Annotated in this window: 28 protein-coding genes; 18 read left to right on the top strand and 10 right to left on the bottom strand. The window is 72.9% G+C overall.

All coding sequences use genetic code 11. From position 1 onward, the window contains the following. Positions 1–15: 15 nt before the first annotated feature. The 3 genes from FB454_RS19225 to FB454_RS19235 form a co-directional block, all read right to left on the bottom strand. A complete protein-coding gene (locus tag FB454_RS19225) occupies positions 16–969 on the bottom strand; it encodes a 4-(cytidine 5'-diphospho)-2-C-methyl-D-erythritol kinase (protein ID WP_013283948.1) in 954 nt (317 codons plus the stop codon). A gap of 86 nt (positions 970–1,055) precedes the next feature. Beyond that, positions 1,056–1,925 carry a 16S rRNA (adenine(1518)-N(6)/adenine(1519)-N(6))-dimethyltransferase RsmA gene (gene rsmA / locus FB454_RS19230; protein WP_145823262.1) on the bottom strand — a complete coding sequence of 290 codons (870 nt, stop codon included), beginning with the start codon at positions 1,923–1,925 and terminating at the stop codon, positions 1,056–1,058. Positions 1,926–2,027: 102 nt separating this feature from the next. Continuing rightward, positions 2,028–2,933 (bottom strand): TatD family hydrolase, encoded by a 906-nt coding sequence (locus tag FB454_RS19235; protein ID WP_145823263.1) that lies wholly within the window; start codon positions 2,931–2,933, stop codon positions 2,028–2,030. Between the two features lie 81 nt (positions 2,934–3,014). Here FB454_RS19235 and FB454_RS19240 point away from each other — a divergent pair, with 81 nt between their 5' ends. Both FB454_RS19240 and FB454_RS19245 read left to right on the top strand, forming a co-directional pair. Then, positions 3,015–4,259, top strand: a complete 1,245-nt coding sequence (locus FB454_RS19240; protein ID WP_013473945.1) for a hypothetical protein — start codon at positions 3,015–3,017, stop codon at positions 4,257–4,259. Positions 4,260–4,320: 61 nt separating this feature from the next. Then, entirely contained in the window at positions 4,321–5,172 is an 852-nt protein-coding gene (locus tag FB454_RS19245; protein ID WP_145754453.1) for an alpha/beta fold hydrolase, read from the top strand. 58 nt (positions 5,173–5,230) lie between these two features. On the opposite strand, the gene metG is transcribed toward FB454_RS19245, so the two are convergent. Beyond that, positions 5,231–7,033 carry a methionine--tRNA ligase gene (metG, locus tag FB454_RS19250; protein ID WP_071098894.1) on the bottom strand — a complete coding sequence of 601 codons (1,803 nt, stop codon included), beginning with the start codon at positions 7,031–7,033 and terminating at the stop codon, positions 5,231–5,233. 127 nt (positions 7,034–7,160) lie between these two features. Between metG and FB454_RS19255 the strand changes: the two genes are divergently transcribed. Next, positions 7,161–7,991 carry a hypothetical protein gene (locus FB454_RS19255; protein ID WP_356955324.1) on the top strand — a complete coding sequence of 277 codons (831 nt, stop codon included), beginning with the start codon at positions 7,161–7,163 and terminating at the stop codon, positions 7,989–7,991. 60 nt (positions 7,992–8,051) lie between these two features. Here the strand turns inward: FB454_RS19255 and rsmI are convergent, their stop codons facing one another. After that, positions 8,052–8,891, bottom strand: a complete 840-nt coding sequence (gene rsmI, locus FB454_RS19260) for a 16S rRNA (cytidine(1402)-2'-O)-methyltransferase (RefSeq protein WP_071096874.1) — start codon at positions 8,889–8,891, stop codon at positions 8,052–8,054. Between the two features lie 92 nt (positions 8,892–8,983). Between rsmI and FB454_RS19265 the strand changes: the two genes are divergently transcribed. The 3 genes from FB454_RS19265 to FB454_RS19275 all read left to right on the top strand — a co-directional run bounded on the left by FB454_RS19265 (position 8,984) and on the right by FB454_RS19275 (position 13,033). Then, positions 8,984–10,654: a dolichyl-phosphate-mannose--protein mannosyltransferase gene (locus FB454_RS19265; protein ID WP_091330240.1), complete on the top strand. Its 1,671-nt coding sequence runs from the start codon at positions 8,984–8,986 to the stop codon at positions 10,652–10,654. 307 nt (positions 10,655–10,961) lie between these two features. Then, entirely contained in the window at positions 10,962–12,257 is a 1,296-nt protein-coding gene (locus tag FB454_RS19270; RefSeq protein ID WP_145754459.1) for a VWA domain-containing protein, read from the top strand. Positions 12,258–12,259: 2 nt separating this feature from the next. Continuing rightward, a complete protein-coding gene (locus tag FB454_RS19275; RefSeq protein WP_013283938.1) occupies positions 12,260–13,033 on the top strand; it encodes a hypothetical protein in 774 nt (257 codons plus the stop codon). 52 nt (positions 13,034–13,085) lie between these two features. Here the strand turns inward: FB454_RS19275 and FB454_RS19280 are convergent, their stop codons facing one another. Then, the gene (locus FB454_RS19280) at positions 13,086–13,361 is read right to left on the bottom strand and encodes a hypothetical protein (RefSeq protein ID WP_013283937.1); all 276 of its coding nucleotides are present in this window, start codon (positions 13,359–13,361) and stop codon (positions 13,086–13,088) included. Between the two features lie 126 nt (positions 13,362–13,487). On the opposite strand from FB454_RS19280, the gene FB454_RS19285 reads away from it, so the two are divergent. The 5 genes from FB454_RS19285 (at position 13,488) to FB454_RS19305 (ending at position 16,955) form a co-directional block, all read left to right on the top strand. After that, positions 13,488–14,144 (top strand): 4'-phosphopantetheinyl transferase family protein, encoded by a 657-nt coding sequence (locus FB454_RS19285; RefSeq protein ID WP_041798787.1) that lies wholly within the window; start codon positions 13,488–13,490, stop codon positions 14,142–14,144. Between the two features lie 75 nt (positions 14,145–14,219). Further along, positions 14,220–15,260, top strand: coding sequence for a hypothetical protein (locus FB454_RS19290; RefSeq protein ID WP_145754462.1), 1,041 nt, complete (start codon positions 14,220–14,222; stop codon positions 15,258–15,260). A gap of 128 nt (positions 15,261–15,388) precedes the next feature. Then, positions 15,389–16,105, top strand: a complete 717-nt coding sequence (locus FB454_RS19295) for a VOC family protein (RefSeq protein WP_145823264.1) — start codon at positions 15,389–15,391, stop codon at positions 16,103–16,105. A gap of 111 nt (positions 16,106–16,216) precedes the next feature. Beyond that, a complete protein-coding gene (locus tag FB454_RS19300; RefSeq protein WP_047890737.1) occupies positions 16,217–16,408 on the top strand; it encodes a hypothetical protein in 192 nt (63 codons plus the stop codon). An 85-nt stretch (positions 16,409–16,493) separates the two neighbouring features. Further along, positions 16,494–16,955 carry a hypothetical protein gene (locus FB454_RS19305; protein ID WP_145823265.1) on the top strand — a complete coding sequence of 154 codons (462 nt, stop codon included), beginning with the start codon at positions 16,494–16,496 and terminating at the stop codon, positions 16,953–16,955. 35 nt (positions 16,956–16,990) lie between these two features. Here the strand turns inward: FB454_RS19305 and FB454_RS19310 are convergent, their stop codons facing one another. The 3 genes from FB454_RS19310 to FB454_RS19320 form a co-directional block, all read right to left on the bottom strand. Continuing rightward, positions 16,991–17,854, bottom strand: coding sequence for an alpha/beta fold hydrolase (locus FB454_RS19310; protein WP_145823266.1), 864 nt, complete (start codon positions 17,852–17,854; stop codon positions 16,991–16,993). 110 nt (positions 17,855–17,964) lie between these two features. Further along, positions 17,965–20,070, bottom strand: coding sequence for a cellulase family glycosylhydrolase (locus FB454_RS19315; protein ID WP_145754470.1), 2,106 nt, complete (start codon positions 20,068–20,070; stop codon positions 17,965–17,967). A 131-nt stretch (positions 20,071–20,201) separates the two neighbouring features. Beyond that, on the bottom strand, positions 20,202–21,212 hold the full coding sequence (locus FB454_RS19320) for a saccharopine dehydrogenase NADP-binding domain-containing protein (protein WP_145754474.1): 1,011 nt from the start codon (positions 21,210–21,212) through the stop codon (positions 20,202–20,204). Between the two features lie 94 nt (positions 21,213–21,306). Here FB454_RS19320 and FB454_RS19325 point away from each other — a divergent pair, with 94 nt between their 5' ends. From FB454_RS19325 to rox, 3 genes are read left to right on the top strand one after another with little or no spacing between them, the layout of a single operon-like run. Further along, a complete protein-coding gene (locus tag FB454_RS19325) occupies positions 21,307–22,245 on the top strand; it encodes a helix-turn-helix domain-containing protein (RefSeq protein WP_030274057.1) in 939 nt (312 codons plus the stop codon). A gap of 52 nt (positions 22,246–22,297) precedes the next feature. Continuing rightward, positions 22,298–22,477, top strand: coding sequence for a hypothetical protein (locus FB454_RS19330; protein WP_114919417.1), 180 nt, complete (start codon positions 22,298–22,300; stop codon positions 22,475–22,477). A 20-nt stretch (positions 22,478–22,497) separates the two neighbouring features. Further along, positions 22,498–23,925 (top strand): rifampin monooxygenase, encoded by a 1,428-nt coding sequence (gene rox / locus FB454_RS19335; protein ID WP_145754476.1) that lies wholly within the window; start codon positions 22,498–22,500, stop codon positions 23,923–23,925. A gap of 25 nt (positions 23,926–23,950) precedes the next feature. Here the strand turns inward: rox and FB454_RS19340 are convergent, their stop codons facing one another. Continuing rightward, complete coding sequence (locus tag FB454_RS19340; RefSeq protein ID WP_145754479.1) at positions 23,951–24,709, bottom strand: hypothetical protein; 759 nt, start codon at positions 24,707–24,709, stop codon at positions 23,951–23,953. A 146-nt stretch (positions 24,710–24,855) separates the two neighbouring features. Here FB454_RS19340 and FB454_RS19345 point away from each other — a divergent pair, with 146 nt between their 5' ends. The 4 genes from FB454_RS19345 to FB454_RS19360 all read left to right on the top strand — a co-directional run bounded on the left by FB454_RS19345 (position 24,856) and on the right by FB454_RS19360 (position 26,630). Continuing rightward, entirely contained in the window at positions 24,856–25,482 is a 627-nt protein-coding gene (locus tag FB454_RS19345) for a DUF1963 domain-containing protein (RefSeq protein WP_145754481.1), read from the top strand. Between the two features lie 27 nt (positions 25,483–25,509). Continuing rightward, positions 25,510–25,857 (top strand): ArsR/SmtB family transcription factor, encoded by a 348-nt coding sequence (locus FB454_RS19350; RefSeq protein WP_013473924.1) that lies wholly within the window; start codon positions 25,510–25,512, stop codon positions 25,855–25,857. Next, positions 25,854–26,333 (top strand): SRPBCC family protein, encoded by a 480-nt coding sequence (locus FB454_RS19355; RefSeq protein WP_030274045.1) that lies wholly within the window; start codon positions 25,854–25,856, stop codon positions 26,331–26,333. The genes FB454_RS19350 and FB454_RS19355 overlap by 4 nt, the downstream gene beginning before the upstream one ends. A gap of 78 nt (positions 26,334–26,411) precedes the next feature. Further along, a complete protein-coding gene (locus FB454_RS19360) occupies positions 26,412–26,630 on the top strand; it encodes a tautomerase family protein (RefSeq protein WP_013283921.1) in 219 nt (72 codons plus the stop codon). Positions 26,631–26,719 lie beyond the last annotated feature (89 nt).

Here is a 26,719-nt window from a genome sequence, read left to right on the forward strand (position 1 = left end):
CAAGGGTACGGGTCGTCAGACCACGCGGGCGCCGGCGACCGGACCGTGCGCGACGCGGGCCTCCCGGCACACCCCGGCGGCGGTGATCTCGGCGGCGATCCGGACGGCGTCGGCCTCGCCGGTGGCGAGGAAGACGCAGGTGGGTCCGGAGCCGGAGACGATGCCGGCGAGCGCCCCCGCGGCCTCGCCGGCCTTGAGCGTCTCGGCCAGCGAGGGGCGCATGGTCAGCGCGGCGTCCTGGAGGTCGTTGCCGAGCGTGGCGGCGAGCACCCGCGGATCGCGCTGGCGCAGCGCGGCGAGCAGCGCGTCGGTGCTGCCCAGCGGCGTGCCGGCGGCTCCGGCGTCACGCAGCCGGTCCAGTTCCCGGTACGCGGCCGGGGTGGACAGGCCGGCGTCGGCGATCGCCACCACCCAGTGCCAGGAGGTGGGGCGGGCCAGCACCGGGCTGACCGCCTCGCCGCGGCCGGTGCCGAGCGCGGTGCCGCCGTGGATGAGGAACGGCACGTCCGAGCCGAGGTCGGCGGCGATGCCGGCGAGCTCGTCGCGGGACAGCCCGGTGCCCCAGAGCGTGTCGCAGGCGACGAGCGCGGCGGCGGCGTCGGCGCTGCCACCGGCCAGCCCGCCGGCGAGCGGGATCTGCTTGCGCAGGTGCAGCCGGGCGTGCGGGGCGACGCCCGCGTAACCGGCCAGCGCGTGCGCGGCGCGCAGCGCCAGGTTGGTGTCGTCCAGCGCCAGTTCGCCGGCGCCCTCGCCCTCCATGGTGAGGGTGAGCGTGTCGCCGCGACGGGCGGTCAGCTCGTCGTAGATCGAGATCGCGTGGTAGACGGTGTTCAGCTCGTGGTAGCCGTCACGCCGCAGCGGTCCGACCCCGAGATGCAGGTTGACCTTGGCGGGCACCCGCACCTTGACCGGGCCGCTGGCCCCGCGCCGCTGCCCGTCCTCGTCCCCCGGTCGCCATGCCTCGGTCACCGGGTGGACTCCACCGGACGTGGGCGGATGTCGAACGGCTTCGGCACTGTCAGCTCCTCGGCGAGGGGTCGGGCAACGGCGCCAGCCTACTGCTCGCCGCCGGGGGCGTCCGGGGCCGACGCGGCGATGGCGGCGAACTGCTCGACGGTGAGCGATTCGCCCCGCGCGGACGGGTCCACGCCGGCGGCGGTGAGCGCGGCGGCGGCCCGGTCCGCGCCGCCGGCCCAGCCGGCCAGGGCGGCGCGCAGCGTCTTGCGGCGCTGGGCGAACGCGGCGTCGACGACGGCGAAGACGGCCTTCCGGGGTACGTCCGGCCGGGGCGGCTCGCGCCGGGTGAACGCGACCAGGCCGGAGTCGACGTTCGGCACCGGCCAGAACACGTTCGGCGGGACCTTGCCGGCGGCGCGGGAGCGGGCGTACCAGGCGAGTTTGACCGACGGGATGCCGTACACTTTGGAGCCGGGACCGGCGACGAGCCGGTCGGCGACCTCCTTCTGCACCATCACCAGGCCGTGGCGCAGTGTGGGCAGCTCGGCGAGCAGGTGCAGCACGACCGGCACGGCGACGTTGTAGGGCAGGTTCGCCACCAGCGCTGTGGGCGCCGGGCCGGCCAGGTCGTCGGCGGTGACCCGCAGCGCGTCGGCCGGGTGGACGGTGAGCCGTTCGGCGGCCGCCCCGGCGAAGCGGGCGGCGGTCTCCGGCAGCGCGGCGGCGAGCGCCGGGTCGAGTTCCACAGCGTGCACGTGCGCGGCGACCGGGAGCAGGGCGAGCGTGAGCGAGCCGAGCCCGGGGCCGACCTCCAGCGCCACGTCGTCGGGGGTCAGCCCGGCGGTGCTGACGATCCGGCGCACGGTGTTGGGGTCGTGCACGAAGTTCTGGCCGAGTTTCTTGGTCGGCGTGACGCCGAGGCGCGCGGCGAGTTCCCGGATCTCCGCCGGGCCGAGGAGTCCGGTCACGCCCCGTAGCGTAAGCGCCCCCGCCCGCGGGGAAGGAAGGGCCCCTTCTTAACGCCTCGCGATATGGAGGGGCCCCTTCTTAACGCCACGGACCGAACGCGCTCAACGCCACGGGCCGAACGCTCGCTCACCGTTCGTGGAGAGGGCGGTGCAGAGGGCGTCCACGTCGGTGCCGGTGGTCTCGGCGAGGAAACGGACCGTCAGCGGGATCAGGTACGACGCGTTGGGCCGTCCCCGGTACGGCATCGGGGTCAGGTAGGGCGCGTCGGTCTCCACGAGCATCTGCGCGGGCGGGGTGACGGCTGCGGCCTCGCGCAGCGCGGCGGCGCTGCCGAACGTGACGGTGCCGGCGAAGCTGAGCAGGAAGCCGCGCCGGACGCACTCGCGGGCGAAGTCGGCGTCGCCGGAGAAGCAGTGCATGACCACGGTTTCCGGGGCGCCCTCGTCGTCGACGATGCGCAGCACGTCGGCGTGCGCGTCCCGGTCGTGGATGACGAGCGCCTTGCCGTGCCGCTTGGCGATGGCGATGTGCGCCCGGAAGCTCTCCTCCTGCGCGGCCCGCCCGTCGTCGCCGGTACGGAAGAAGTCCATCCCGGTCTCGCCGACGCCCCGGACCCGGTCCCGGCCGGCGAGGGTCTCGATCTCGCGCAGCGCCTCGTCCAGGTCGGCCAGCCGGGGCGCCTCGTTCGGGTGCAGCGCGACGGTGGCGAGCACCGGGGCGTACCGGTCGGCGACGTCGGCGCTCCACCGGGACGAGTCGACGTCCACCCCGACCTGGACGAGCCGGTCCACGCCGGCCCGGGCGGCGACGTCGATCGCGGCGGCCACCGGGTCGTCGCCGGTGGTGCCGCCGGGAGGCGTGCCGAACTCGCCGACGGTGATGTCGAGGTGGGTGTGGCTGTCCGGCACGGGTACGGGCAGCGGCTCGGGGGCGGGCGGGAACTCCCCGGCCCGGCGGGCGGCGCGCTGCTTGCGGGTCTCGGTCTGCTCGGTCATCGCGGCCAGCATCACACACCCGCCCGGGGCTGCGTTCCCGGACCGCCACCGGCTGTTCACATGCCTCACATCTGGCGGGCTTAGCGTCCTGGAGTGACAGTCACCGACCAGGCCGGCGGGCCCGCCTCCGACCGGGCCGGGTTGCGCGTGACGTACGGCGGCCGGGTGCATCCGGCGGAGGAGATCGCCCGGGGCGCGGCGTACGAGTTGTTCAGCGCCGACGAGGCGCCCGGTTTCGAGTGGTGTCCCCGGCCCGGCAACGGCTATCCGTGGCGCCGGTTCGTGCACGCGACCGAGGTCGACGCGGTGCACGGGGGCGCCGGTTCGGCCGACGACACGGACGCGCCGCTGCTGATGCCGGTGCACCGGGACCGGGGCTGGGCGTACGTACACCAGCTCAGCCAGCAGCCGGGCGCGGCGGCGGATCCGACGCTCGCCGCCGTGCGAGCGTCGGCGGTGATCCGGCCGGGTACCCGCATGGTGAAGGTGCTCTCCGCCCGGCAGCTCGCCGGGTACGTGCGGGGCGTGCTGCCGCACGGCTTCTGCTACCGGGAGCACGACGTCGCGCACCTGCGGACACCGGCCGGGATGGCGGTGCTGCGGGGCGACTCCGAGGGCGGCGACGTGGCGTACGCGGTGCGCTGGCGGGCCGCCGACCCGGCCGACTACGACGTGCCCGTGGGCCCGGCGCACCGGGGACTCATGGCGTTGCCGCCCCGGGACCGGCTCGGGCCGCCGGTGCTGGGTACCGGGTTCGTGCCGAGCAGCGCGCAGCTCGTACCGGAGTTCGTCACCCGGGAGTTCGCCGACCTGCCGATGCCGGCGAACGCCACCCTGCTCGCCTACCCGGCCGACGGGGTGGAGGTGGTCCTCTACACCTACCAGGCGGAGCAGCGGGGCTGGCTGCGCCTGGCCGGCCCGCAGTGGCGGCACCTGCTCGCCGCGGTGCCGGGTCTCTCCGCCGACCAGGAGTACGTGCCGACCGGTGAGGCGCCCCGCTCCACCCGGCTCGTCGGCACGTACGCCGGTTCGGAGTACGAGGCGGTGGCCGACCAGCCGGGCGGGTTCCGGGTGCTGGCGATGACCCGGGCGGCCCGGTACCCGGTGGACGCGGCGGCCCGGCGGGTGCGCACGGCGGCCTGGCGCGGGGTGCCCTGCCTGGTGCTGCGGGAGGAGGGCGGCTGGCTGCGGTTGCGGCTGCGCCGCCCGGATCCGGACGCGGTGGCCGCGACCGGCGCGCAGTGTCTGGAACGCGGCGTGTACGAGGTCTGGGCGCCCGGCGCCGAGCTGGCCGACGACCGGGTGGTGGACCTGCCCTATCCGGCCCGGCACGAATAGACGAGGGCAGGTCGGGAAGGCGTGGGGTGTCCGAGAAACCCGCGCGAGGGGGAATCCCGACATGCCTTTCGTCACCGTCGGTACGGAGAACTCCGCACCCATCGACCTGTACTACGAGGATCACGGTTCCGGTCAGCCGATCGTGCTGATCCACGGTTTCCCGTTCAACGGGGCGACCTGGGAGAAGGTGAGCGGTCCGCTGCTGGACGCCGGATACCGGGTGATCACGTACGACAGGCGTGGATTCGGCAACTCCGCGCAGCCGGCCATGGGCTACGACTACGACACGTTCTCCGCCGACCTCGACGTGCTGATGACCGAACTGGACCTGCGGAACGCGATCCTGGTCGGGCACTCCATGGGCACCGGTGAGGTGACCCGCTATCTGGGCGCGTACGGGTCGGACCGGGTGGACCGGGCGGTGCTGATCTCGCCGTTGGCGCCGTACCTGCTGAAGACCGCCGACGACCCGCAGGGCGTGGAGAAGAGCGTGTTCGAGGGCTTCCAGCAGGCCATCCTGGCGGACCGGTTCGCCTACCTGACCGCGTTCTGCGACGCGTTCTTCGACTCCGGCGGAAAGCGGGACCGGGCGGTCAGCAACGAGGCGTACCACGCCCACTGGCAGATCGGCACGCAGGCGTCGGCGAAGGGCACCCACGACTCGGTGGACGCCTGGCTGAGCGACTTCCGGCCCGACCTGCCGAACATCGACGTGCCGGTGCTGATCATCCAGGGCGACAAGGACGCGGTGCTGCCGTACCCGGCCACCGGTCAGCGGCTGGTGAGCATGCTGCCCGACGCCCGGCTGGTCACGCTGCCGGACGCACCGCACGGCCTCCCGTGGACCCACGCGGGCGAGGTCAACAAGGCGGTGATGGAGTTCATCGGCAAGCCGAGCATGGCCCGCGCCTGACCGGCGCGCACGACCGCGGCCCGGGGAGAGATCCCCGGGCCGCGGTGCGCGCGTGTGCTCAGCCGGCCAGGCGGGCCAGCTCCTCCTCGACGATGGACGGGTCGAGCTTGCGGAACACCGGCTTCGGCGCCGCGAGCGGCCGGCCCACTTCCAGGGGTACGGACTCCCAGCGCGCACCGACCGTGTAGTCACCGGTCAGCACCGGGTACGACGGCCCGCCGTCGAGGTCGTCGACCTCCTCGATGACGGGCATCGGCGCGTGCACGCCGGTGCCGCCGAGCAGCTCGTGGATCTTCTGGGCGGAGTGCGGCAGGAACGGGGTGAGCAGCGTGTTGGCGTCGCTGACCACCTGGAGCGCGACGTGCAGGACGGTGCCCATGCGGGGCTTCTCGTCCTCGCCCTTGAGCTTCCAGGGCGCCTGCTCGGAGAGGTACTTGTTGGCCTCGGCGACGACCTTCATGGCCTCGCCGATGGCCTGCTTCTGCCGGTGCCGGGCGATCAGGTCGCCGACGGTGGCGAAGCCGGCCTTCGCGATGTCCAGCAGCGCCTGGTCGGCCTCGGTGAGCCCGGCCGGGTCGACCGGCGGGATCGCGCCGAAGTTCTTCGCCGCCATGGACACGGACCGGTTGACCAGGTTGCCCCAGCCGGCGACCAGCTCGTCGTTGTTGCGGCGCAGGAACTCGGCCCAGGTGAAGTCGGTGTCGTTGCTCTCCGGGCCGGCCACCGCGATGAAATAGCGCAGCGCGTCGGCGTCGTAGCGCTCCAGGAAGTCGCGGACGTAGATGACCACCTTGCGGGAGGAGGAGAACTTCCGTCCCTCCATGGTCAGGTACTCGCTGGAGACGACCTCGGTGGGCAGGTTGAGCCGGCCCAGCTCGCCCGGTTCGCCGTCGCGGGCGCCCTCACCGGAGTAGCCGCCGAGCAGCGCCGGCCAGATCACCGAGTGGAAGACGATGTTGTCCTTGCCCATGAAGTAGTAGGAGCGGGCGTCCTTCCCCTCCCCGTCCGCCGACCACCACTTGCGCCAGGCCTCCGGGTCGCCGGTGCGCCGGGCCCACTCGATGGACGCGGACAGGTAGCCGATGACCGCGTCGAACCAGACGTAGATCCGCTTGTCCGGGCGGTCGCGCCAGTCGTCGAGCGGGATCGGCACGCCCCACTCCAGGTCGCGGGTGATGGCCCGGGGCTGGAGGTCGTCGAGCAGGTTGCGGGAGAACCGCAGCACGTTCGGGCGCCAGCCGTCGCGGGTGTCCAGCCACTGCCGCAGCGCGTCGGCCAGGGCGGGCAGGTCGAGGAAGAAGTGCTCGGTCTCGACGAACTCCGGGGTCTCCCCGTTGATCTTCGACTTGGGGTCGATCAGGTCGATCGGGTCGAGCTGGTTACCGCAGTTGTCGCACTGGTCGCCGCGCGCGCTGTCGTAGCCGCAGATCGGGCAGGTGCCCTCGATGTAGCGGTCGGGCAGCGTCCGGCCGGTGGACGGGGAGATCGCCCCGGTGGTGACCTTCGGGACGATGTAGCCGTTGCGGTGCAGCCCGGTGAACAGCTCCTGCACCACCGCGTAGTGGTTGCGCGTGGTGGTGCGGGTGAACAGGTCGTACGACAGGCCCAGCGCCCGCAGGTCCTCGGCGATCACCCGGTTGTAGCGGTCGGCCAGCTCGCGCGGGGTGACCCCCTCGGCGTCGGCCTGCACCTGGATCGGGGTGCCGTGTTCGTCGGTGCCGGAGACCATGAGCACGTCGTGACCGGCCATCCGCATGTACCGGGAGAAGACGTCGGAGGGAACGCCGAATCCGGATACGTGGCCGATGTGGCGCGGGCCGTTGGCGTAGGGCCAGGCGACCGCGGCGAGAACGTGACTCATGAGCAGCAAGCCTAGTGATTGCCGTGGGCGTGCCGCGAACCAATGGGGTGCGCGCTCCGACCGTACGTCCGATTTGTCGCCGACACGCGGCGTGAGCTGCCCGACAAGCCAGACGTACCGGTGTGAAATGAACATCGTGACCAGCAGACCAGCGGCGCCCGAGCCGTCGGCGGCCGCCACGCGGCGGGCGGCGCGGCCCACGCCGCCCGGCGGGCCCGTCGCTCCCCAGCCACGGCTCGACCCGGCGGACCCGCCGGTGGAGGTGGAGCCGACCACCGGAGCGCCGGTGGACGCGGTGCCGAGCCGGGTGCCGGTACGCCAGCCGCGCTGGCAGCGCGAGGCCGCCCCGTCCGGCGGCTGGGCACCGATCGAGGAGGTGCACTGGGACGGCACGCCGCTGCGCGACGAGCCGCGCCCACGTCCGGGCCGCCCCTCGGCGCGACGGGAACGCGCCCGCCCGGCCGCGCCGCCGAGCCCGCCCGCCGGGCTGGCCGTGCTGCTGACGCTGAGCCTGCTCGCCGCGTTCTTCGCCTGGGTGAGCGCCGGGCCGTTCTGGCTGGCGGTGGGGCACTCGACCGGCGGCACCGTGATGATCACGCAGTGCGCGGGCGGCGGGCTCACCCAGCGCTGCCGGGGCATCTTCTCCGCCGACGGCGACCGGTTCCAGGCCCACGGGGTACGGGTCAGCGGCGTACCGGCCGGGCGCACCGACACCGGCAGTTCGCTGCGGGCGCGGATGACCGGGCCGGACGGGTCCACCGCCTACGCGGACACCGGGGTGGGACGGCACCTGCGCTGGCTGCTGGGGCTGGCCCTGGTGGCCGGCTGCGCCGCCGGGATCGCCAGGTGGACCGGGGCGACCCGGCTCGCGGACGAACGGCAGCGGCGCTGGGCGGTCGGCCTGGCGCTGGCCGGCCCGGCGTTGATCACCGTCGGCTTCCTGGCCGCCGCCTGGTGAGGTGAGGCGTTAAGAGGGGGCCCTTCCTCTACCGCAGGCGTTAAGAAGGGGCCCTTCCTTTCAGCTGTGCACTACCGCGTACACCTCGCGCCGCCGCAGCCCGTACGCGGTGGCGACCTCGGTGATCGCGTCCCGGCGGGACAGCCCGGCCGCCTCGCGTTCGGCCACCGCCGCGCGCAGCGTCTCGTCGTCCGGCCGGACCGCGGGCGTGGCCGGTGCGCCCGCAACGACGAGCGTGATCTCGCCCCGCGGATCGCCCTCGGCGGCCCACTCGGCCAGTTCGCCGAGCGGCCGGCGGACGACCTCCTCGTAGGTCTTGGTCAACTCGCGGCAGAGCGCGGCGGGCCGGTCCCTGCCGAACGCCTCGGCCAGGTCGGCGAGCGCACCGGTGATGCGGTGCGGCGCCTCGAAGAACACCAGCGTGCGGTCCTCGGCGGCGAGCGCGCGCAGCCGGGAGCGGCGGGCGCCGGGGGTACGCGGCAGGAAGCCCTCGAAGCAGAACCTGTCGCAGGGCAGCCCGGACAGCGCCAGCGCGGTGGTGACCGCGCTCGGCCCGGGCGCCGCGGTGACCGGCACACCGGCGTCCAGTGCGGCCCGGACCAGCCGGTAGCCGGGGTCGGAGACGCTCGGCATGCCGCCGTCGGTGACCAGCGCGACCGTGTAGCCGGCGGTGAGCACCTCGGCCAGCTCGGGGGTACGCCGCTCCTCGTTGCCCTCGAAGTACGAGACGATCCGGCCGGGCACAGTCACGTCCAGGTCGCGGGCCAGCCGGGTGAGCCGCCGGGTGTCCTCGGCGGCGACCACGTCGGCGGCGGCCAGCACCTCGCGGAACCGGGCGGACGCGTCGGCCGGGTTGCCGAGCGGCGCGCCGAGCAACACGAGCCGCCCTACCTCGGACATTTCCCCCACGGCGTGCGCTCCCTCATCGACGGTCGTACCAATTTCGGAGACGAGAGACGCCACCGGGCACCCTCGCAGCCTACGATCGCCGGGTGACGAGTGCGTCGACAGCACAGAGCGCGAACCCGGACCCTTCCACCACCGACCGGGGCGACGGCGCCGGGCGCGGGCTTCCCGCCGCCGTGCGGCGCCGGCTCGCCACCGTCGATGATCGCATCGGTCGAGGTCAGGCGTGGCTGGCGACAGCGGTGGTGGTGGCCGTCGCGGCGATCCTGCGCTTCGTGGGGCTCAGCTTCCCGCCCGGGAAGATCTTCGACGAGACCTACTACGCCAAGGACGCGTACGGGCTGATCGACCGCGGCTTCGAGTGGAACTACAAGGACAACGGCCCCTCGTACGTGGTGCATCCACCGCTGGGCAAGTGGATGATCGGCATCGGCGAGTGGGCCTTCGGCTACCAGGACGCGGACAGCGGCGTCTCGGTGCCGGGCCACCTGATCACCACCTCGCCGGAGTTCGGCTGGCGGTTCGGAGCGGCGGTGGCGGGCACGCTGTCGGTGCTGCTGCTGGTCCGTATCGGGCGGCGGATGTTCCGCTCCACGGTGCTCGGCTGCGCGGCCGGCCTGCTGCTCGCGCTCGACGGCTACCACCTGGTGCTGTCCCGCACGGCCATCCTCGACATCTTCCTGCTGCTGTTCGTGCTCGCCGCGTTCGGCGCGCTGGTGCTCGACCGGGACGCCCGGCGGCGGCGCTGGGCGCGGGCGCTGGAGGGCGGGCTCGACCCGACACAGCCGGGCCGGGCCGGCCGTCCGTCGTCGGGCTGGCGGGACTGGCCGTGGTGGCGGCTGGCAGCAGGTGTGCTGCTCGGCTGCGCCTGCTCGGTGAAGTGGAGCGCGCTCTACTTCGTACCGGCGTTCGCGTTGCTGGTGCTGCTCTGGGAGGTGGGCGTCCGCCGCTCGTCCGGGGTACGCCGGCCGTGGCGCGACGCCGTGCTCGACGAACTGCCGTGGCTGCTCGCCGCGGGTGTGCTGATGCTCGTGACCTACGTGGCGACCTGGTCGGGCTGGCTGCTCGGCCAGGACGGCTACTACCGCCTGGCGGAGCGCTACCCGAACAACCCGGAGCTGAGCGACACCCCGATCATCGGCGCGCTGATCAACCTGTGGGAGTACCACAAGGCGGCGTACGGCTTCCACACGCAGCTCGACGACCCGCACAAGTACCAGTCCTGGCCCTGGCAGTGGCTGCTGCTCGGCCGCCCGGTGGCGTTCCACTGGTCCGGGGACGGCAGTTGCGGCGCACCGAGCTGCGCCTCGGAGGTGCTGCTGCTGGGTACGCCGCTGCTGTGGTGGTCGTTCCTGCCGGCGCTGGCCGCGACCGCCTGGCTCGGGCTGGCCCGGCGTGACTGGCGGGCGGGCGCGATCCTGCTCAGCGCCGCCGCCGGCCTGCTGCCCTGGTTCTGGTTCGCCCTCGACGGCCGGACGATGTTCTCCTTCTACGCCGCGCCGGCGGTGCCGTTCCTGGTGCTCGCGGTGGTCTACGTGCTCGGCGCGATCGCCACCCCCGCGCCGGTGACGAACACGGCCGCGCCACCGGACCCGCAACAGGTCCACGACCGCCGGCTGGTGGGCGGGATCATCGCGGGCGCGTACGTGTTGCTCGTGGCGCTCTGTTTCGCGTACTTCTACCCGATCTTCGTGGGCCGGGTGCTGCCGTACGCGGACTGGTCGGCGCGGATGTGGCTGGACGGCCGCTGGATCTGACGCGGGGCGCCGGGCACTGCGCGGCGCCGGGGCGCCAAAAAAGCGCGCCCCGATCGCCTGCCACGGGGGAAGCGGGCGATTGGGGCGCGCAAGAAAGAGCTTAACCACACTCCGGCAACGGCACAACGGGTGCGGGCCGGTCAGATTTCCGACGAGTGCACCACCGGCCGAAAGGTTTACATGGTGCAGCTAACGGTGGGTGGCCGAGCGCGACCGTGACGGCCCCGGCGGACGCCGGAGACGGACCTCCCGCGGGCACCTCCGACCCGGATGATCTTCCAATGTGGATCTCACTACACTTCGCCCGGTGATCAACAAGAGACGATCGACGGCCGTCCTCATCGGACTGCTGGCGGCGGCCGCGCTGATCGGGCCGAGCCCCGCCGGGGCCGACGACGAGACCACCGAGCCCGTCGCCGAACCACCCAAGGTCGAGCTGGTCCTCGACGTCAGCGGATCGATGCGGGCCCGCGACATCGACGGCCGCAGCCGGATCTCCGTCGCCCAGCAGGCGTTCAACGAGGTGGTCGACGCCCTGCCGGACGAGACACAGCTCGGCATCCGGGTGCTCGGCGCCACCTACCGGGGCAAGGACAAGAAGCAGGGCTGCCTGGACACCCAGCAGATCGTGCCCGTCGGCCCGGTGGACCGTACCCAGGCCAAGGCCGCCGTGGCCGGGCTGCGGCCGACCGGTTTCACACCGGTCGGGCTGGCCCTGCGCTCCGCCGCGCAGGACCTGGGAACCGGCAGCACCGCCCGCCGGATCGTGCTGATCACCGACGGTGAGGACACCTGCGCGCCGCCCGACCCGTGCGAGGTGGCCCGCGAGCTGGCCGCCCAGGGCACCCGCCTGGTGGTCGACACGCTCGGCCTGGCGCCGGACGAGAAGGTACGCAAGCAGCTGCTCTGCATCGCCGGCGCGACCGGGGGCACCTACACCGCCGCGCAGAGCGCCGACGAGCTGACCGGCCGGATCAAGCAGCTCGTCGACCGCGCCCGGGACACGTACACCGCCGCTCCGGCTGTGGTCGGCGGCGGCACGGCGTGCGAGGGCGCGCCGCTGCTCGCCCCCGGCGTCTACAGCGACCGGGAGGCGTTCTCCGAGCACCGCTGGTACCGGGTGCCGGTGCGTCCCGGGCAGGAACTGCGCGCCTCGGTGAGCGTCGCGCTGGACCGGCCGGTCAACCCGGACTACGGCGTGCTGCTGCGCGCCACCGCGCCGGACGGGCGGGAACTGGTCCGGGGCGTCGACGCCGGCAGCGGGCGCACCGACGTGGTCTCCGCCGGGCTGCGCTGGTCGGCCGCCGAAGAGGAGGAGGAGGACGGGCCGAGCCCGGAGCCGAGCGCCGGCGCGGAGCAGCCCGTACGGACCGTCTGCCTGGTGGTCAGCAACTCGTTCGCGGCCAAGCCCGGCACCCAGGCCCGGCCCGGCATGCCGGTGGAGCTGACAGTCGACGTGGTGGCCGCCTCCCCCGCGCCGGACGGGCCGGATCTGGGCCGCGGCTGGGTGCTGCTGCTCCTGCTCGCGCTCGCCGGACTGCTCACCGGGCTGGTCGCCGGACTGCTCACCCGCTGGTGGGTGCACACGTGGAGGGTGAACTGAGCATGCGTACGCTGATCCGCTCCGCGGCGGCGATCACCGCCGCCGGACTCGCCCTCACCCCGGCGGCGGCCCTGGCCGCGCCCAGCCCGTCACCGGGCGCGACCACGGTGACCAAGGCCGGCACCTCGTTCCTCACCGCCACCACAGTCACCGCCGGCCAGCCGGTGCAGGTGGGCGCGTCGACCGGCGACCACCTGTACTGGTCGTTCCGCGCCGACGCCGGGCAGGTGCACGAGGTCACCGCCACCGTCACGTTCCCGAAGCCACGCAGCGGCGCGTCCACCTGGACCGTCGACGTCTTCGACGGGCTGCGCCGCCGGCAGGCGTGCACCGCCGGCGCGCAGACCCCGACCGCCGGCGCGTCGGCGACGAGCGTCGCGCTGGGCTGCACGCTGCGCCGGGTACGGCCGTGGGCCGAACCCTGGTCGGGCGACCCGCTGCCCGGCACCTACTACATCCGGCTCTCCGTCACCGATCTGCCGGAACCCGACCTCGGCCTGCCGATCGACGTGGAGATGCTCGTCGGCGCGACCGACGAGGGCGGCGCGTCCGGCGACGACGGCGAACTGGCCGCGCCGCTGGTGCCGAACACCAGGGCCGGCACCGTGCTCAGCGCCGAGCCGACGCCCGAGCCGGTGGCCGACGAGGAGACCGACCTGACCGGGTGGCTCCCCGAGGCCGGATCGCGCTGGGTGTGGACCACTGTGGGCGGCGTGCTCGCCGCCGTGGCCGGCGTGGTCGGCTTCGGGCTCACCCGGCGGCCGCGCCGCCCCTGAGGACCGCAGCCGGTGGCCGCCGCGAACCCGACGCGGCGGCCACCGGACGCGCTCACGCCTCGGCGATACGCGGGCCGCGCGGCACCCAGCCGATGAACCGGTCCTGGAGCGCGGTGACCGGCACGGAGCGCAGATCCTGCGTCGCCGCGGCGAGGCAGGACCCGAGATAGACGCTCAACGACGCCCGGTCCACCTGGTACTCGCGCAGCAGGTGATGACGTTTCGTGGCGCAGGGCCAGTCGTCACCGCACGAGCCGCAGGTCCAGTCGGGGGTCACCGGCACGTGCTCGCCGCCGGTACTTCCCGAAACCTCCGCGCCAGGCGTCATCGGCCGCTCCTTCCGAGTCAGGAATGGTGGTGATGGACCGGTTGCCTCCCCGCAACATTCCTTCAGCGCAGCGGCACGCCCAAGCGTTACGGTACGTTCACCGCGTGTCCCCGTCATCCACCTCTCGTGCGTGATCTGCTCCCGGCCGAGGTCGCCGTGGCGGTGGCCGACGCGGCCGACTGGGCCGGTGAGCTGCTCCCGGCCGAGCTGGCCGCCCTGGGTGAGCGCGCGGTACCCGGCCGGCGCCGAGACTTCACCGCCGGGCGGGTCTGCGCCCGGCGGGCACTCGGCGCGCTCGGCCTGCCCGCCACGCCGGTACCGGCCGGCGCCGACCGGGCCCCGATCTGGCCGCCCGGCGTGGTCGGCGCCATCACCCACACCCGCGACTACTGCGCCGCGGCCGCCGCCCGCGCCGCCGACGTGCGCGCCGTCGGTATCGACGCCGAGCGCTACCGGCCGCTCTCCCCGGGGGTACGCCGGAAGGTGTGCCGCCCCGACGAGGAGGCGGACCTGGCCCGGCTGCCGCCCGGCACGCCCTGGCCGACCGTGTTGTTCAGCGCGAAGGAGACCGTCTACAAGGTCTGGCACCCGCTCGTCGGCACGTGGCTGGGCTTCGCCGACGCGCGCGTCGTGCTCGACCCGGAGGCGGGCACCTTCCACGCCGCCATCGCCCCGGCCCGGCTCGCCGCCGCACCGGTGCCCGATCCACCGTCAGCGGTGACCGGACGGTTCGCCGTGGACGACGACCTGGTCCGCACCGCGGCCGTCCTGCTTCGTCGATGAGGCACTGCCGGGCGGGTTGTGCCCGGCTTGTACCGTCGTTCCGACTGAAAATCCCGAAGGCGCCCAAGGAGTACGGTGAGCCACCCTCAGCCTCCGTCCGGGTCACCGGACCCGAACCAGCAGCCGCAGGAACCGCCGACGCAGGCGTTCCCCACCGCCCCGATGCCGCCGGTGCCGGGCAACCCGTACGCGCCACCGCCCGCTCCGACGTCGGGCTCGCCCTACCCGCCGCCCTCGGACGCGCCGCAGCCGCCCGTCTCGGGCGCGCCGTACCCGCCGCCGGGCAGCGAGTACCAGCCGCCGGGTGCCGCGTACCAGCCGCCGGGCGGTGCGTACCCGCCGCCGGGGTCCGAGTACCAGCCGCCGGGTGCGGCGTACCAGCCCCCGGGCGGCGAGTACCAGCAGCCGGGTGGCTACCCGCCCCCGGGTGGTTACCCGCCGCCGGGTGGTGGCGCGTACCCGCCGCCGCCCGGAGCGCCCTTCGGACCGCCGGCGAAGAAGTCGAACAAGAACGTCTGGATCACTGTCGGCATCATCGCGGTGATCCTGCTGCTGCTGTGCTGCGGTGGCGGCATCTTCGCCATCTACAGCGGCGCGAAGAAGACCCAGGAGGCGATCGACTCGCTGCCCACCCCGGGCGTCACCTACGGCCAGCCCACAGGTGACACCCCGACGGGCGCTCCCACCGGCACGCCGCAGCCGGGCAACACCGACGACAAGACGTTCAACATGCCGGCCGGCGACAAGCTGGTCGTCAACGACGACCGGGGCACCATCGAGATCACCGTCGGCAACTTCCGGACCAGGAACGCCGCCTGCAGCGAGGTCATGCCCGGCCCGAAGAACGGCATGTTCCTGATCGCCGACGTGACCGCCGAGATCACCAAGGGCACCGGCTCGATCAACCCGTTCTACTTCACCTGGGTCGCTGCGGACGGCACCGAGGAGAGCGGCATCGGCGGCGCCTTCTCGGGTTGCGGCAAGCTGATGACCTCGGGCAACAACCTGCCAGAGGGTTCCAAGCGCAGCGGCCAGCTCATCTTCGACGTGAAGGACCAGAACGGCGTCGTGGAATACAAGCACCGCTTCCGTTCCGCCGGGTCCTGGAAGCCCTGACCCGAACGAAACCCCGCACGGGGGGCCGGTCCACTACGGACCGGCCCCCGTGTCCGTTCGGACGGCGCCAGAAGCCGAACGGACATTTCCATGTGCACGAGCCGGCCCTCGGTCGCCAGGCTCGGAGCATGGCTAACGAGACGACGATCCCGCTGCTGCCGTGCCGCTCCCTGGACGATGTGGCGCCCTTCTACCGGGCCCTCGGCTTCGAGATCACGTACCGGCAGGAGCGCCCGAACCCGTACCTGACGCTGCGGCGGGAGGATCTCCATCTGCACTTCTTCGGGATGCCGCAGTTCGATCCCGCCGACTCGTACGGCTCCTGCCTGGTGGTGGTGGACGACCTGGTCGACATCCACCGGGCCTTCACCGACGGCCTGCGTGCCACGTACGGCAAGGTGCTCGTCTCCGGCGTGCCCCGGATGACCCGGCCCCGGCCCCGCCGCAACCAGGAGGGCCACTTCGGGTTCAGCATCGTCGACCCCGGCGGCAACTGGATCCGGTTCGTCGGCCGGAGCGATACCGCGGAGACCGACAACAGGGGCGGGCTGGCCCGTACGCTGCAGAACGCGGTGGTGCAGGCGGACTCTCGCGGCAATCCCCAGCAGGCCGCGCGGATCCTCGACGGCGCGCTTGCCCGCCCGGATGCCGCCGACGACCCGGCCGTCCAGGTGGAGGCGCTGGTCTACCGGGCGGAGCTGGCGCTGCAACTCGACGAGCCGGAGTCCGCGCGGGAGCTGGTGCGGCAGGCCCGCTCGATCCCGCTGGACGACGGATCGCGCGACGCGCTGACCGACACGCTGCGGCACGCCGAGGACCTGATCACCGCACTGCCGCCCGCATGACCGCACGGCGGGCGGGCGCCCGGCCGGTGGCGGCGGTTTGCCGGCCGGGTCAGCGGGGACGCGCCTCGGCAGGCGGCGAGGGCCGCCACGCGACGATCCGGGGAGGCGGCAATGAGCGTCGAGCGCGCGAAGAACGACCTGGAGGACCTGGCCGGTCCGGCCCGGGCGCGGCTCGGTGACCTGAACCAGGACGAACACGCCGAAGCGGACCGGGTACGCGAACGGGATGAGATCCGGGGCAAGCGCCCCGGCGAGCACATCCAGGCGGACGCCCGCGACGCCGACGACGACTTCTCCGCCTGACCCCGTCCTGCCGGAGATCCGAGGTCGGGCCGCGCCGCACGCGCGGCGGGCGTGCGCTGTCGGGGTTGGCTCCTATCCTGGGACGATGGTTCTCACCGACGTCACCGGGTCCTGGGCAGGCACCAACGGCTTCCGGCTGATGCCCGCCGACCCGCTCGCCGAGTCGCCGGCCGCGCTCACAGTCGCCACCGCGGCCGGCGGGCACCTGACCACCGTGTCGTACTCGTGGGAACATCCCGACGACGGCCCGCAGGACGGCCTGCTGGTGGTCGGCGCCGGCGACCGGCCGGGCTCGCTCGTCGCCTGGTGGGGCGACTCGTGGCACCAGCAGCCGACCCCGATGACGCTCACCGGCGCGGCGGGCGGGGCGGCGGTCGAGCTGACCGCCGAGTACGGCGGCGGCTGGGGGTGGCGGATCGTCCTCGACACCGCCGACCCGGTCACGCTGCGGCTGCGGATGGAGAACGTCGTCCCCTCGGACCAGGCCGGGCCCGGCACGCCGGCCGGGCCCTACCCGGCGATGGTCACCGACGTGCGCCGGGCCTGACCGTCGCGGGCATCCGCGACGCGGCGACGCCGCGGTCAGGCGTCGAGGATCTCCCGCAGCCGGCGCGCGAACGCCTCCGGCTGCCCGGCGTGGCCCATCCCCTCGCCGAGGAACCCGCCGTGGTGGCTCGGGAAGACCGCGGCCTGTCCGCCGAGCAGCTCGGCGGTGGCCACCGACGTCCGCGCGGTGAGGGTGTCCGCCGACTCCTCGCCCACCGCCACCACGACCCGGGTGGGCGCGGCGCGCAGCGCGTCGGCGTCCGGCCGGTAGACGGTGACCGCCGCGGACCGGTCGGAGAGCAGCGGGTCGTCGCGGCTGCCGTCGTCCTCGGCCGGCATTCCGAACGCGGCGGGATCGGGTGCGGGCTGGGCGAAGTAGTCGGCTGTGAACTCGCCGCGCCACGACGTCATGACGATGAACGCCGCCATGCCGGCACCCCAGCCGTTCTTCCGGTACGCCTCCTGGCAGGCGGCCATGGCCCGTCCGGCCGCCTCGGCGTCGGGGAGCAGCGTGACCAGCGGCGGCTCGTGCGCCACGAGCGTGGTCACCACGTCCGGGTAGGCGGCCACCAGGGCGAGCGCGGTCACCGCGCCGCCGCTGCTGGCGAACATGTCGACCGGGCCCACGCCGAGGGCATCGACGATGTCGCGGACGTCCCGGGCCTGCACCTCGGGCAGCGAGTCGTTCCGGCCGTCCTTGCGGAAGCTCCGGCCGAGCCCGCGCGGGTCGTACGTGATGACTGTGCGGTCCGGGAAGTACGACGCGAGCGTGGTGAAGCCGTCGGCGCACATCGGCTGGCCGATCATGAACAAGGGGCGGTGCCCGGCCTCGGCCGCCTCGGGGGCGTGGACGTCGTAGACCAGGTCGACCTCGGGCGTCTGGAGAGTGAGCGTCTTCATGCCTCTGTCGACCGGCGCCGACCTCGGAAATCATCGGTCCGGCGGAAACTCGTGCCGGGCACGGCTCGCGGCGGTGTCGACGCCCACCGCCGCGAGCCGTGCCGTCGCGGTCAGCTCACCGTGCCGGTGACGGTGCTGCCGGACTTGGTCACGTAGTAGGTCAGCTTCGTGCCGCTCCAGAAGTGGAACGTCAGCGTGACCCGCTGGCCGTCGTTGACCTCGGCGAAGAACTCCGGCTTCAACGCGATCGTGTTGCCGGTGTAGTTCGGCGCGAACGTGACGTCGAACTCCTTGTACGACGTCCAGTTGTGCGGCCCGGCGTTGCTGCCGTCGGCGTACTTCGCCTCCATCGTGGCCAGCTGGTCACCGCGGAACTGCGCCGGGAGCGTGAACGCCGCCGTGGTGCCCGTGGCGTTCGACAGCACCGGCGGGTCGTACGTGATGATGCTGATCCGCCACGGCACGCCCGCGGAGAAGCGGGCCTGGAGGTTGGCGTTCACCCCGTACGCGCGGGAGCCGACCAGCCGGGTCAGCGCCGACGCGGTGAGCGTCAGGGTGCTGCCGGAGACCGTGTAGTCGGTGCCGTTCACCAGGTCGGTGGTGCCCTGGCGCAGCCCCTGGAACGTGGTGCCGTTCAGGTTGAGCGTCAGGCTCTTGGCGGTGATCGTGCCGGTACGCGGCACGTACACCTGGTCGCTGGACGCGGTGCCGGAGCGGGTCGTCCAGCTCGACTTGATCTGCGCGAACAGCTCGGGGTCCTTCCACACGAACGACGTGCGGTCGAAGTGCTGGCCGTTGTCCCAGAGCTGGGTGGTCAGCTTGCGGCTACGCGCGTAGTGGCCGAGGAACTCGAAGAACTTGAGCTTCTCGCCCTGCTCGATGGTGCCGGTGTGGCGGTCGAAGCCGAGCAGCCCGTACTCGCCGATGATCACCGGGATGTTGCGGGTGACGAAGGCGTTGTAGACCCGGTCGAACTGGTCGGTCAGGTCCTGCTGGACCGTCGCGTCGAACCGGGTGCCGCCGGCGACGTTCACGCTGAACGGCCAGTACCCGTAGAAGTGCACGGTGGCGATCAGGTTCGGGTCGTTGAGCGTGTTGAACGTGCTGACCAGCTCGTTCACCCGGGCCTGCTCGGCGGAGGTGTGCAGGGTCGGCAGGACCAGCAGCCGGGTGGCGTTGCCCCCGCCGGACTGACGGACGATGCGGTGGAACGAGGTGTTCAGCTCGTTGAGGAGCGTGGCGTTCTGCGCGTCGCCGGAGCTTCCGGTGAACTGCGGCTCGTTGACGCTCTCGAAGGTCAGCTTCGGCGAGGAGTCCTTGAACGCGGCGGCGATCTGGGTCCAGAGCGCGTTGTAGCGGTTCAGCACGCCTGCGCGGTCGGTGGGCATCGTGTTGATCCACTGCCACGAGTCGTGGTGGATGTTGAGCACCACGTAGAAGCCGTCGGCGAGCGCCCAGCCGACCACCTCGCGTACCCGGTTCAGCCAGGCCGCGTCGATCGTGTAGTTCGGCGCGGCGCCGTGGTGGTTGCTCCAGGTCACAGGGATGCGGATGCTGTTGAAGCCCTGCGCCCGGACGTTGTCGAGCAGCGCCTCGGTGACCCGCGGGTTGCCCCACGCGGTCTCGTCCGCGCCGACCGCGTCGAAGGAGTTGCCGAGGTTCCAGCCGGGCTGCATGGCGGCGACGGCGGCCATGGCGTTGCCTGCGGGCGGCGGGGTCGTGGGCGGTGGCGTGGTGGGCGGCGGGGTGGTCGGGGGCGGAGTGGTCGGCGGCGGCGGGGTGGTCCCGCCGACGCCGCCCGTGCAGGCCACACCGTTGAGCGAGAACGCGGTGGGCGCGGTGTTCGCGCCGGACCAGGAGCCGTTGAAGCCGAACGAGACGCTGCCGTTGGTGGCGATGGAGCCGTTGTAGCCGACGTTCGTGGCGGTGACGTCGGCGCCGGAGGAGGTGACTGTGGCGCTCCAGGCCTGGGTGACCCGCTGGCCGGACGGGAACGTCCAGCGCAGGTTCCAGCCGTTGATCGGGTCACCGAGGTTGGTCACGTCGACGTTCGCGGTGAAGCCGCCGGGCCACTGGCTGGCGGTCGTGTAGGTGACGCGGCAGCCGGCCGCCGCCTGGGCGTTCGTCGCCATCACGGCGGTGCCTGTCACGAGTGCCGCGGCGGTCGCGGCGACCAGGCCGACCCGCAATCGGGCGGTACGGGGAGAGCGGAACATGGTGGTTCCTTCGTGGTGGGGTGGGGCGCGTGGACGGGGAAGGCGGGGCGCGCACCCGCCCAGCGCGAGAGTAAGTTTGGATTCCAAACATTGTCAATCGGTAGCCGTGGATGCGGGAGGCCGACGGGGCATCAGGCGGCCGACGGCGTCTCGACGGTGAGATGCGCCGACAGCGCGCCCAGGAAGTCCGGCGCGTCGAAGATCCGGCCGGCCGACGCGACACCGGTCGCCCGGGTCCGCCCGGTCAGGATCCGGTGGACCGCCTCGACCGCCAGCGGCGCGCTGATCGCGTAGATGTCCTGCCCGTGGGCCACCACCCGCCGGCGGACGTCGCCCGAACGCACCACCACGTCGACGGTGAACGTCTGCGCGGACCGGCCACGCTCGTCCACAGCGGCCGGCGCCTCCCCGGCGGCCAGATCCCCTGCCGCGTTCGCGGTCATGTACGTGCACACCTCCGGGATGTCCAGGTGGCTCGGCACCGTCACCACGTCGGCCATGGTGAACTCGCCGAGCACCGGCCGGACACCGAGCGGCGCCGGGAACTCCCAGTCCCGCCGGGGCAGGTCGCCGTCGGCGTACACCAGGCGCCCGTCGGTGAAGCGGACCCGCCGGCCGTCGCGGCGCTCGCGCGAGACGACGCCGGAGGCGACCGTCCCGGCCGTCGGGTGCCAGCTGCTCAGCCCGTACGCGACGTGCGCCTCGTCGGCCGTCGTCCAGTCCCCCATCGCGGTGGTGACCAGCAGGTCGCCGAGCCCGCCGAAGAACGCCATGGCGGGCACCACCGCGACTCCGGCGGCCTCGGCACGCTCGGCGTAGTGCGCGAACGTGTCCCGGTTCGCCTCGATCTCGGCCGCCACGTCGACGTAGGGGATCCCGGCCCGCAACGCGGCCTCGATCAGCGGGCCGGCGGTCGAGGCGAACGGCCCGGCGCAGTTGACCACCGCCGCCGCCCCGGCCAGCGCCCGGTCCAGCGAGGCCGGGTCGTCGACCGACGCCACCCGCTGCTCCACCCCCGGGAACGCGGCTGACAGCCTCCCGCCGTCGCGTCCCACCGGCAGCGGCTCGTATCCCCGCTCCCGCAGCTCCGCCACCACGAACCGTCCGGTGTGCCCGTACGCCCCGAACACCGCTACCTGCATGACATTCCCCCTCGAAGATCGACTGGAATGATCCTCGCCGGAATTCGAGAGCCGGGACAGTGGCGCAAACGCCAATGCCCGTACAGTTTCGGACATGACCCTGATAGCGCTCGCCGCCACCGACGGGATGCTGCACTTCGAGCTGGCGGCGGCCTGCGAGATCTTCGTGCGCGACCCGACCGGCCTGGCCGACCCCTGGTACGACCTGGTGGTCTGCGGTCCCGGCCCGGTCGGCGTCGGCCGGTTCGCGGTCACGCCCGACCACGGGCTGGACCACCTGGCCCGCGCCCACACGGTGATCGTCCCGGCGATCGAGGACACCGACGCCGAGCCGCCGTCCGACCTGGTCGACGCGGTCCGCGCCGCGCACGAGGCGGGCGCCCGGATGGTCTCGTTCTGCACCGGCGCGTTCGTCCTCGCCGCCGCCGGCATCCTCGACGGGCTGCGCGCCACCACCCACTGGGCGCACACCGACGCGCTCGCCGCCCGCTACCCGCGCGTCCAGGTCGACCCGGACGTGCTCTACGTGGACAACGGTGACGTGCTCGCCTCCGCCGGCAAGGCCGCCGCGATCGACCTGTGCCTGCACCTGATCCGCCGCGACCACGGCTCCACAGTCGCCAACGCCGTCGCCCGCCGCCTGGTGGTGCCGCCGCACCGCGCGGGCGGCCAGGCCCAGTACGTCACCACACCGGTCCCGGCCCGCGAGGACCACCCGCTCGCCGCGCTGCTCCCCTGGGCGATGGCGCGGCTGGACCGCCCGCTGACGGTCGCCGACCTCGCCCGCCAGGCCACCATGAGCACCCGCAACCTGGTCCGGCACTTCACCGCCGCGACCGGCGCCACGCCGTCGCAGTGGCTGGCCACGCAGCGCATCCGGCGGGCGCAGGAGCTGCTGGAGAACACCGACGACGGCATCGACGCCGTCGCCGAGGCATCCGGCATGGGTACGGCGACGACGCTGCGCCGCCACTTCCAGCGCACCGTCGGCGTACCCCCGGACACCTACCGCCGGACGTTCCGCCGCGGCTGACCGGGTTGCCCGGCGGTTGTAGCGTCGGCCACCCGACCACCGGGAGCAAACCATGGCTGAGCAGGTACGGGTGCCCGACGACGGCGCCGGCGGCAGCGAGTTCTTCGAGGCCCGCGCGTTCCGGCACGGCGGCTATGGTCGATTCGACCACCAGCCGATCGTCGCTGCGCTCGTGGCACGCATCCGCGCCCTCTCCGGCGGCTTCGTGCCGCCGAAGGGGACGGTCGCCTGACACTCGGCACGGGGGAAGATGTGTTCGACGTGATCGTGGTCGGCGGTGGGCCGACCGGCATGATGCTGGCGAGCGAGTTGCGCCTTCAGGGCGTCGGCGTGCTCGTCCTGGAACGCGACGCCGAGCCGCCGCCGTACGTGCGCTCGCTCGGCCTGCACGTCCGCAGCATCGAGGTGATGGACCAGCGCGGGCTGCTGGACCGGTTCCTCGAACACGGCGGCACGCATCCGATCCGGGGGTTCTTCGCCGGCATCGACAAACCCGCGCCCGCCGACCTGGACACCGCACACCCGTACGTCCTCGGCATCCCGCAGACGCTCACCGACCGGCTGCTCGCCGACCACGCCGCCGAGGTCGGCGCCGAGATCCGGCGCGGCAGTGCGGTGACCGGGCTGGAGCAGGACGACGACGGCGTGACAGTCCACCTCGACGACGAGAGCGCGTCACCGCTGCGGGCGCGGTTCGCCGTCGGCTGCGACGGCGGGCGCAGCACCGTCCGCAAGCTGCTCGGCGTCGGCTTTCCCGGCGAGCCGTCGACGATCGACACGCTGCTCGGCGAGATGGAGTTGACCGCGCCCGCGGACGAGATCACCGCGATCATGACCGAGGTACGCCGCACCGAGAAGCGGTTCGGACTCGGGCCGTCCGGCAGGCCCGGCGTGTTCCGGGTGGTCGTACCGGCGGCCGACGTGGCCTCGGCGCCGCCGACGCTCGACGACGTCAAGCGGCAACTTCACGCGTACGCGGGCACCGACTTCGGCGTGCACTCCCCCCGCTGGCTGTCGAGGTTCGGCGACGCGACCCGCCTGGCCGAGCACTACCGGGTCGGGCGGGTCTTCCTGGCCGGCGACGCCGCGCACGTCCACCCGCCGCTCGGCGGGCAGGGACTCAACCTGGGCATCCAGGACGCGTTCAACCTGGGCTGGAAGCTGGCGGCGACGGTGAACGGCTGGGCGCCGGACGACCTGCTGGACACCTACGAGACCGAGCGGCGCCCGGTCGCCGCCGACGTGCTGACGAACACCCGCGCGCAGATGCTGCTGACCACCAACGAGCCCGGGCCGCAGGCCGTGCGTCAGATGCTGGCGCAGCTCATGGACTTCGACGAGGTCAACCGCTTCCTGATCGAGAAGGTCACAGCGATCAGCGTGCGGTACGACGTCGGCGAGGGGCATGCGCTGCTCGGGCGGCGGCTGCGCGACGTACCGCTGCGGGAGGGACGCCTGTACGAGCTGATGCGTACCGGCGGCGGGTTGTTGCTCGACGGGACCGGAAAGCTGTCGGTGGACGCCTGGGCCGACCGGGTCGGGCATGTCGCCGGCACCGGCGACGAGCTGGACGTGCCGGCGGTGTTGTTGCGGCCGGACGGGCACGTGGCCTGGGTGGGTGACGATCAGCAGACGCTGGAGGATGCGCTGACCAGATGGTTCGGTGGCGCGACGAGGTGAGCCGCCGCCGACCGCCCGAGGGCGTTCAGGGTCCGGTCGTCTGGTAGCTGCGGAGCGCGGCTTCGGCGAGCCGGGGGAGGTGATCGTCGCCGCCGGGCTCGTTGCCCTGCTCATGAACGACCACCAGGGTGGCGCCGATCCGGACGAGGATGCTGTCCCATTCCAGCGTGATCGATCCGGAAGTCGTGCTGGAGTCGACGCGCATGCTCTCGTCGCCCAGTCGCGGCCCCGGTACCACCGCGAAACGGTAGCTGCCTCCGTCCTGGCCCGGTGACGCGACGGCAGGGCACCGTCCGATGAACGTCCGCAGGTCCGCCATCGCCCCTCGGGCGCCGTCGTCGGCGTACGTCCTGAGCACTTCGCTCGCCACCCACGGGTAGTCGGAGCCCTCGCCAGAGCTGACGGTCGCGGCGGTCATCGCCGACGGAGCACCGGTCAGCCGGTTGGCCGACAACAGCGGAATCATGTCCGTACAGGGCACCTCGGGGCCGGGGCGCTGCCGGCCCGCATCCGGAGCCATGACCGTTGCGATATCCACACTGAAGCCTGGTGGCAGCCCGTCCGTGGTCACCAGCCGCGCCGACAGTGCCGCGGAGTAGCCGGTGCCGCCGGTCGCCGGAATCGCGGACGGCTTCCGGGTGGTGGGCGTGCCGGTCGCCTGGGCCGTGGAGGGGACAGCTTCGCCCGCCGAACGATCCGCTGGATCAGCAGTCGAGGGTCCGCACGCGGCCACCACGCAGACCGCGCCCGCCGCGCCCAGCCTCCGCAGCACCGTCCTGAGCACCGGGCAGACTCCATCTGTCGTACGGACGCGTCAGGCTACCAACGGACGTGACTCCGATCGGCCGCCCGGCTGCGGGCCGGGTGCCGGACGGACCCGGGCACATCTGAGCGCTGCGAGAGATCGTCAACTCCCCTACGCTGCGCCGCGTGACGATTCTGATGATCTACAACGGTGACACGGCACCAGATGCGCCCGGCACGCGTACCGGCGGTGTTCCGCTCGTGCCTGCGGGCTTCGACTGGCCGGTGTGCGACGAGTGCGACGGACCGATGCAGTTCCTGGCCCAGGTCCGGCTCGACGACGTCGACGCGGACGACGCCGCGCTCTTGTCGATCTTCATGTGCCAGAACGATCCGGGCCTGTGCGACGAGTGGGATGCGACAGCCGGCGGCAACCGCGCGTTCGTCTTCCCTTCCGGGGCGCTGGCTCCGTCTGCCGTGCCCTCGGGCGACACCGTCCTGGCGGCCGAGACGTCCGCCGTCACGTACGTGCCGATGCACGACTCCGACGGCTACGACGAGGCGCGCGAACGCTGGCGCGGTGAGTCCGGCCGACCGCTGCGAGACGTCCTCGGGCAACTCGGCGGACTGCCGGCGTGGCTCCAGTTCGACCAGACGCCCACCTGTCCCGCCTGCGCCCTGCCCATGTCGTTCGTCGTCCAGCTCGAGGAAGGCCACGATCACCGCACCGGCTTCAACTTCGGTGGCGGTGGCTGCGGGTACGGATTCCGCTGCCGGCCATGCTCGACGGCGGCGTTCCTGTGGCAACAGTGACCTGCTTTTCAGGCTTGACGAACGCCAATGGTAAGCCGTAGCTTACCGTTCGTGGGAACTTACCGAACCGAGGACGGGTGGGACGCCCTGGGCGACCCGACTCGGCGGGCGATCATCGCGTGTCTCGCGGAGCAGCCGCGGGCGGTCGGCGAGCTGGCCGCGGTGCTGCCGGTCAGCCGGCCGGCGGTGTCGCAGCATCTGCGGGTGCTGAAGGACGCCGGCCTCGTGACGGACCGCACGGCGGGCACAAAGCGTGTCTACCGGCTCAATCCCGCCGGCGTGGCCGCCTTACGAGATCAGCTCGACACCTACTGGAGCCGCGCGTTGGACGGCTTCAAGGACGTCGCCGAGCGCCCTGACGAGGAGGAATCATGAGTGGCACGGATGCGGTGGTACAGCGGCAGATCGTGGTCGACGCGCCGGTGGAGCGCGCCTTCGCGGTATTCACGGAGCGGTTCGGCGACTTCAAGCCGAAGGAGCACAACCTGCTGTCGTCGCCGATCGCGGAGACGGTGTTCGAGCCGAAGGTCGGTGGGCACATCTTCGACCGCGCCGAGGACGGCAGTGAGTGCGCCTGGGCGCGAATCCTCGTCTTCGAGCCGCCGGACCGGCTCGTCTTCAGCTGGGACATCAGCCCGGCATGGCAGCTCGAACAGGATCTGGACAACGCCAGCGAGGTCGAGGTCCGGTTCGTCGCCGAGACACCGCAGCGCACCCGGGTCGAGTTGGAGCACCGCAACCTGGACCGGCACGGTCCGGGTTGGGAGTCGGTTCGTGACGGCGTCGGCCACGACGAGGGCTGGCCGCTGTACCTGGACCGCTACGCCGGACTGTTCACCGAGGCCGGATAGCACGTGCCCTGGCAACCGCCGGCACGATCATTCACGAGCCTCGAAAGGCTCGGAGAGAGGCACTGGCAGACTGCCGTCGTGCCGTCCGAACCGCCGTCGTGGACAATCAAGCACTTCTCGCAGGCCAACCCGGCGGGACCGGGTCAGGACAGCGTCCCGGCCTTGCTACGCCGCATCGCCGACAGCATCGAGCAACGGCCTGGTATCGAGGTCCAGGACGTCGTCATTCAAAGCGAGATCACTGCCGACGGTGACTGGTGGTCGGCCACCGTCTACTTCCACGAGCCGTCGCCGTAACGCATCCGGCCGGCCGCTCGACCGCGTCGCCGCCGACGGGCGGCAGCCTTCCCGTAGTCCGGCCACGAGTGGGCCAACCCTCGTCGGGG

This window comes from Micromonospora sp. CNZ297 (genome assembly GCF_007827625.1).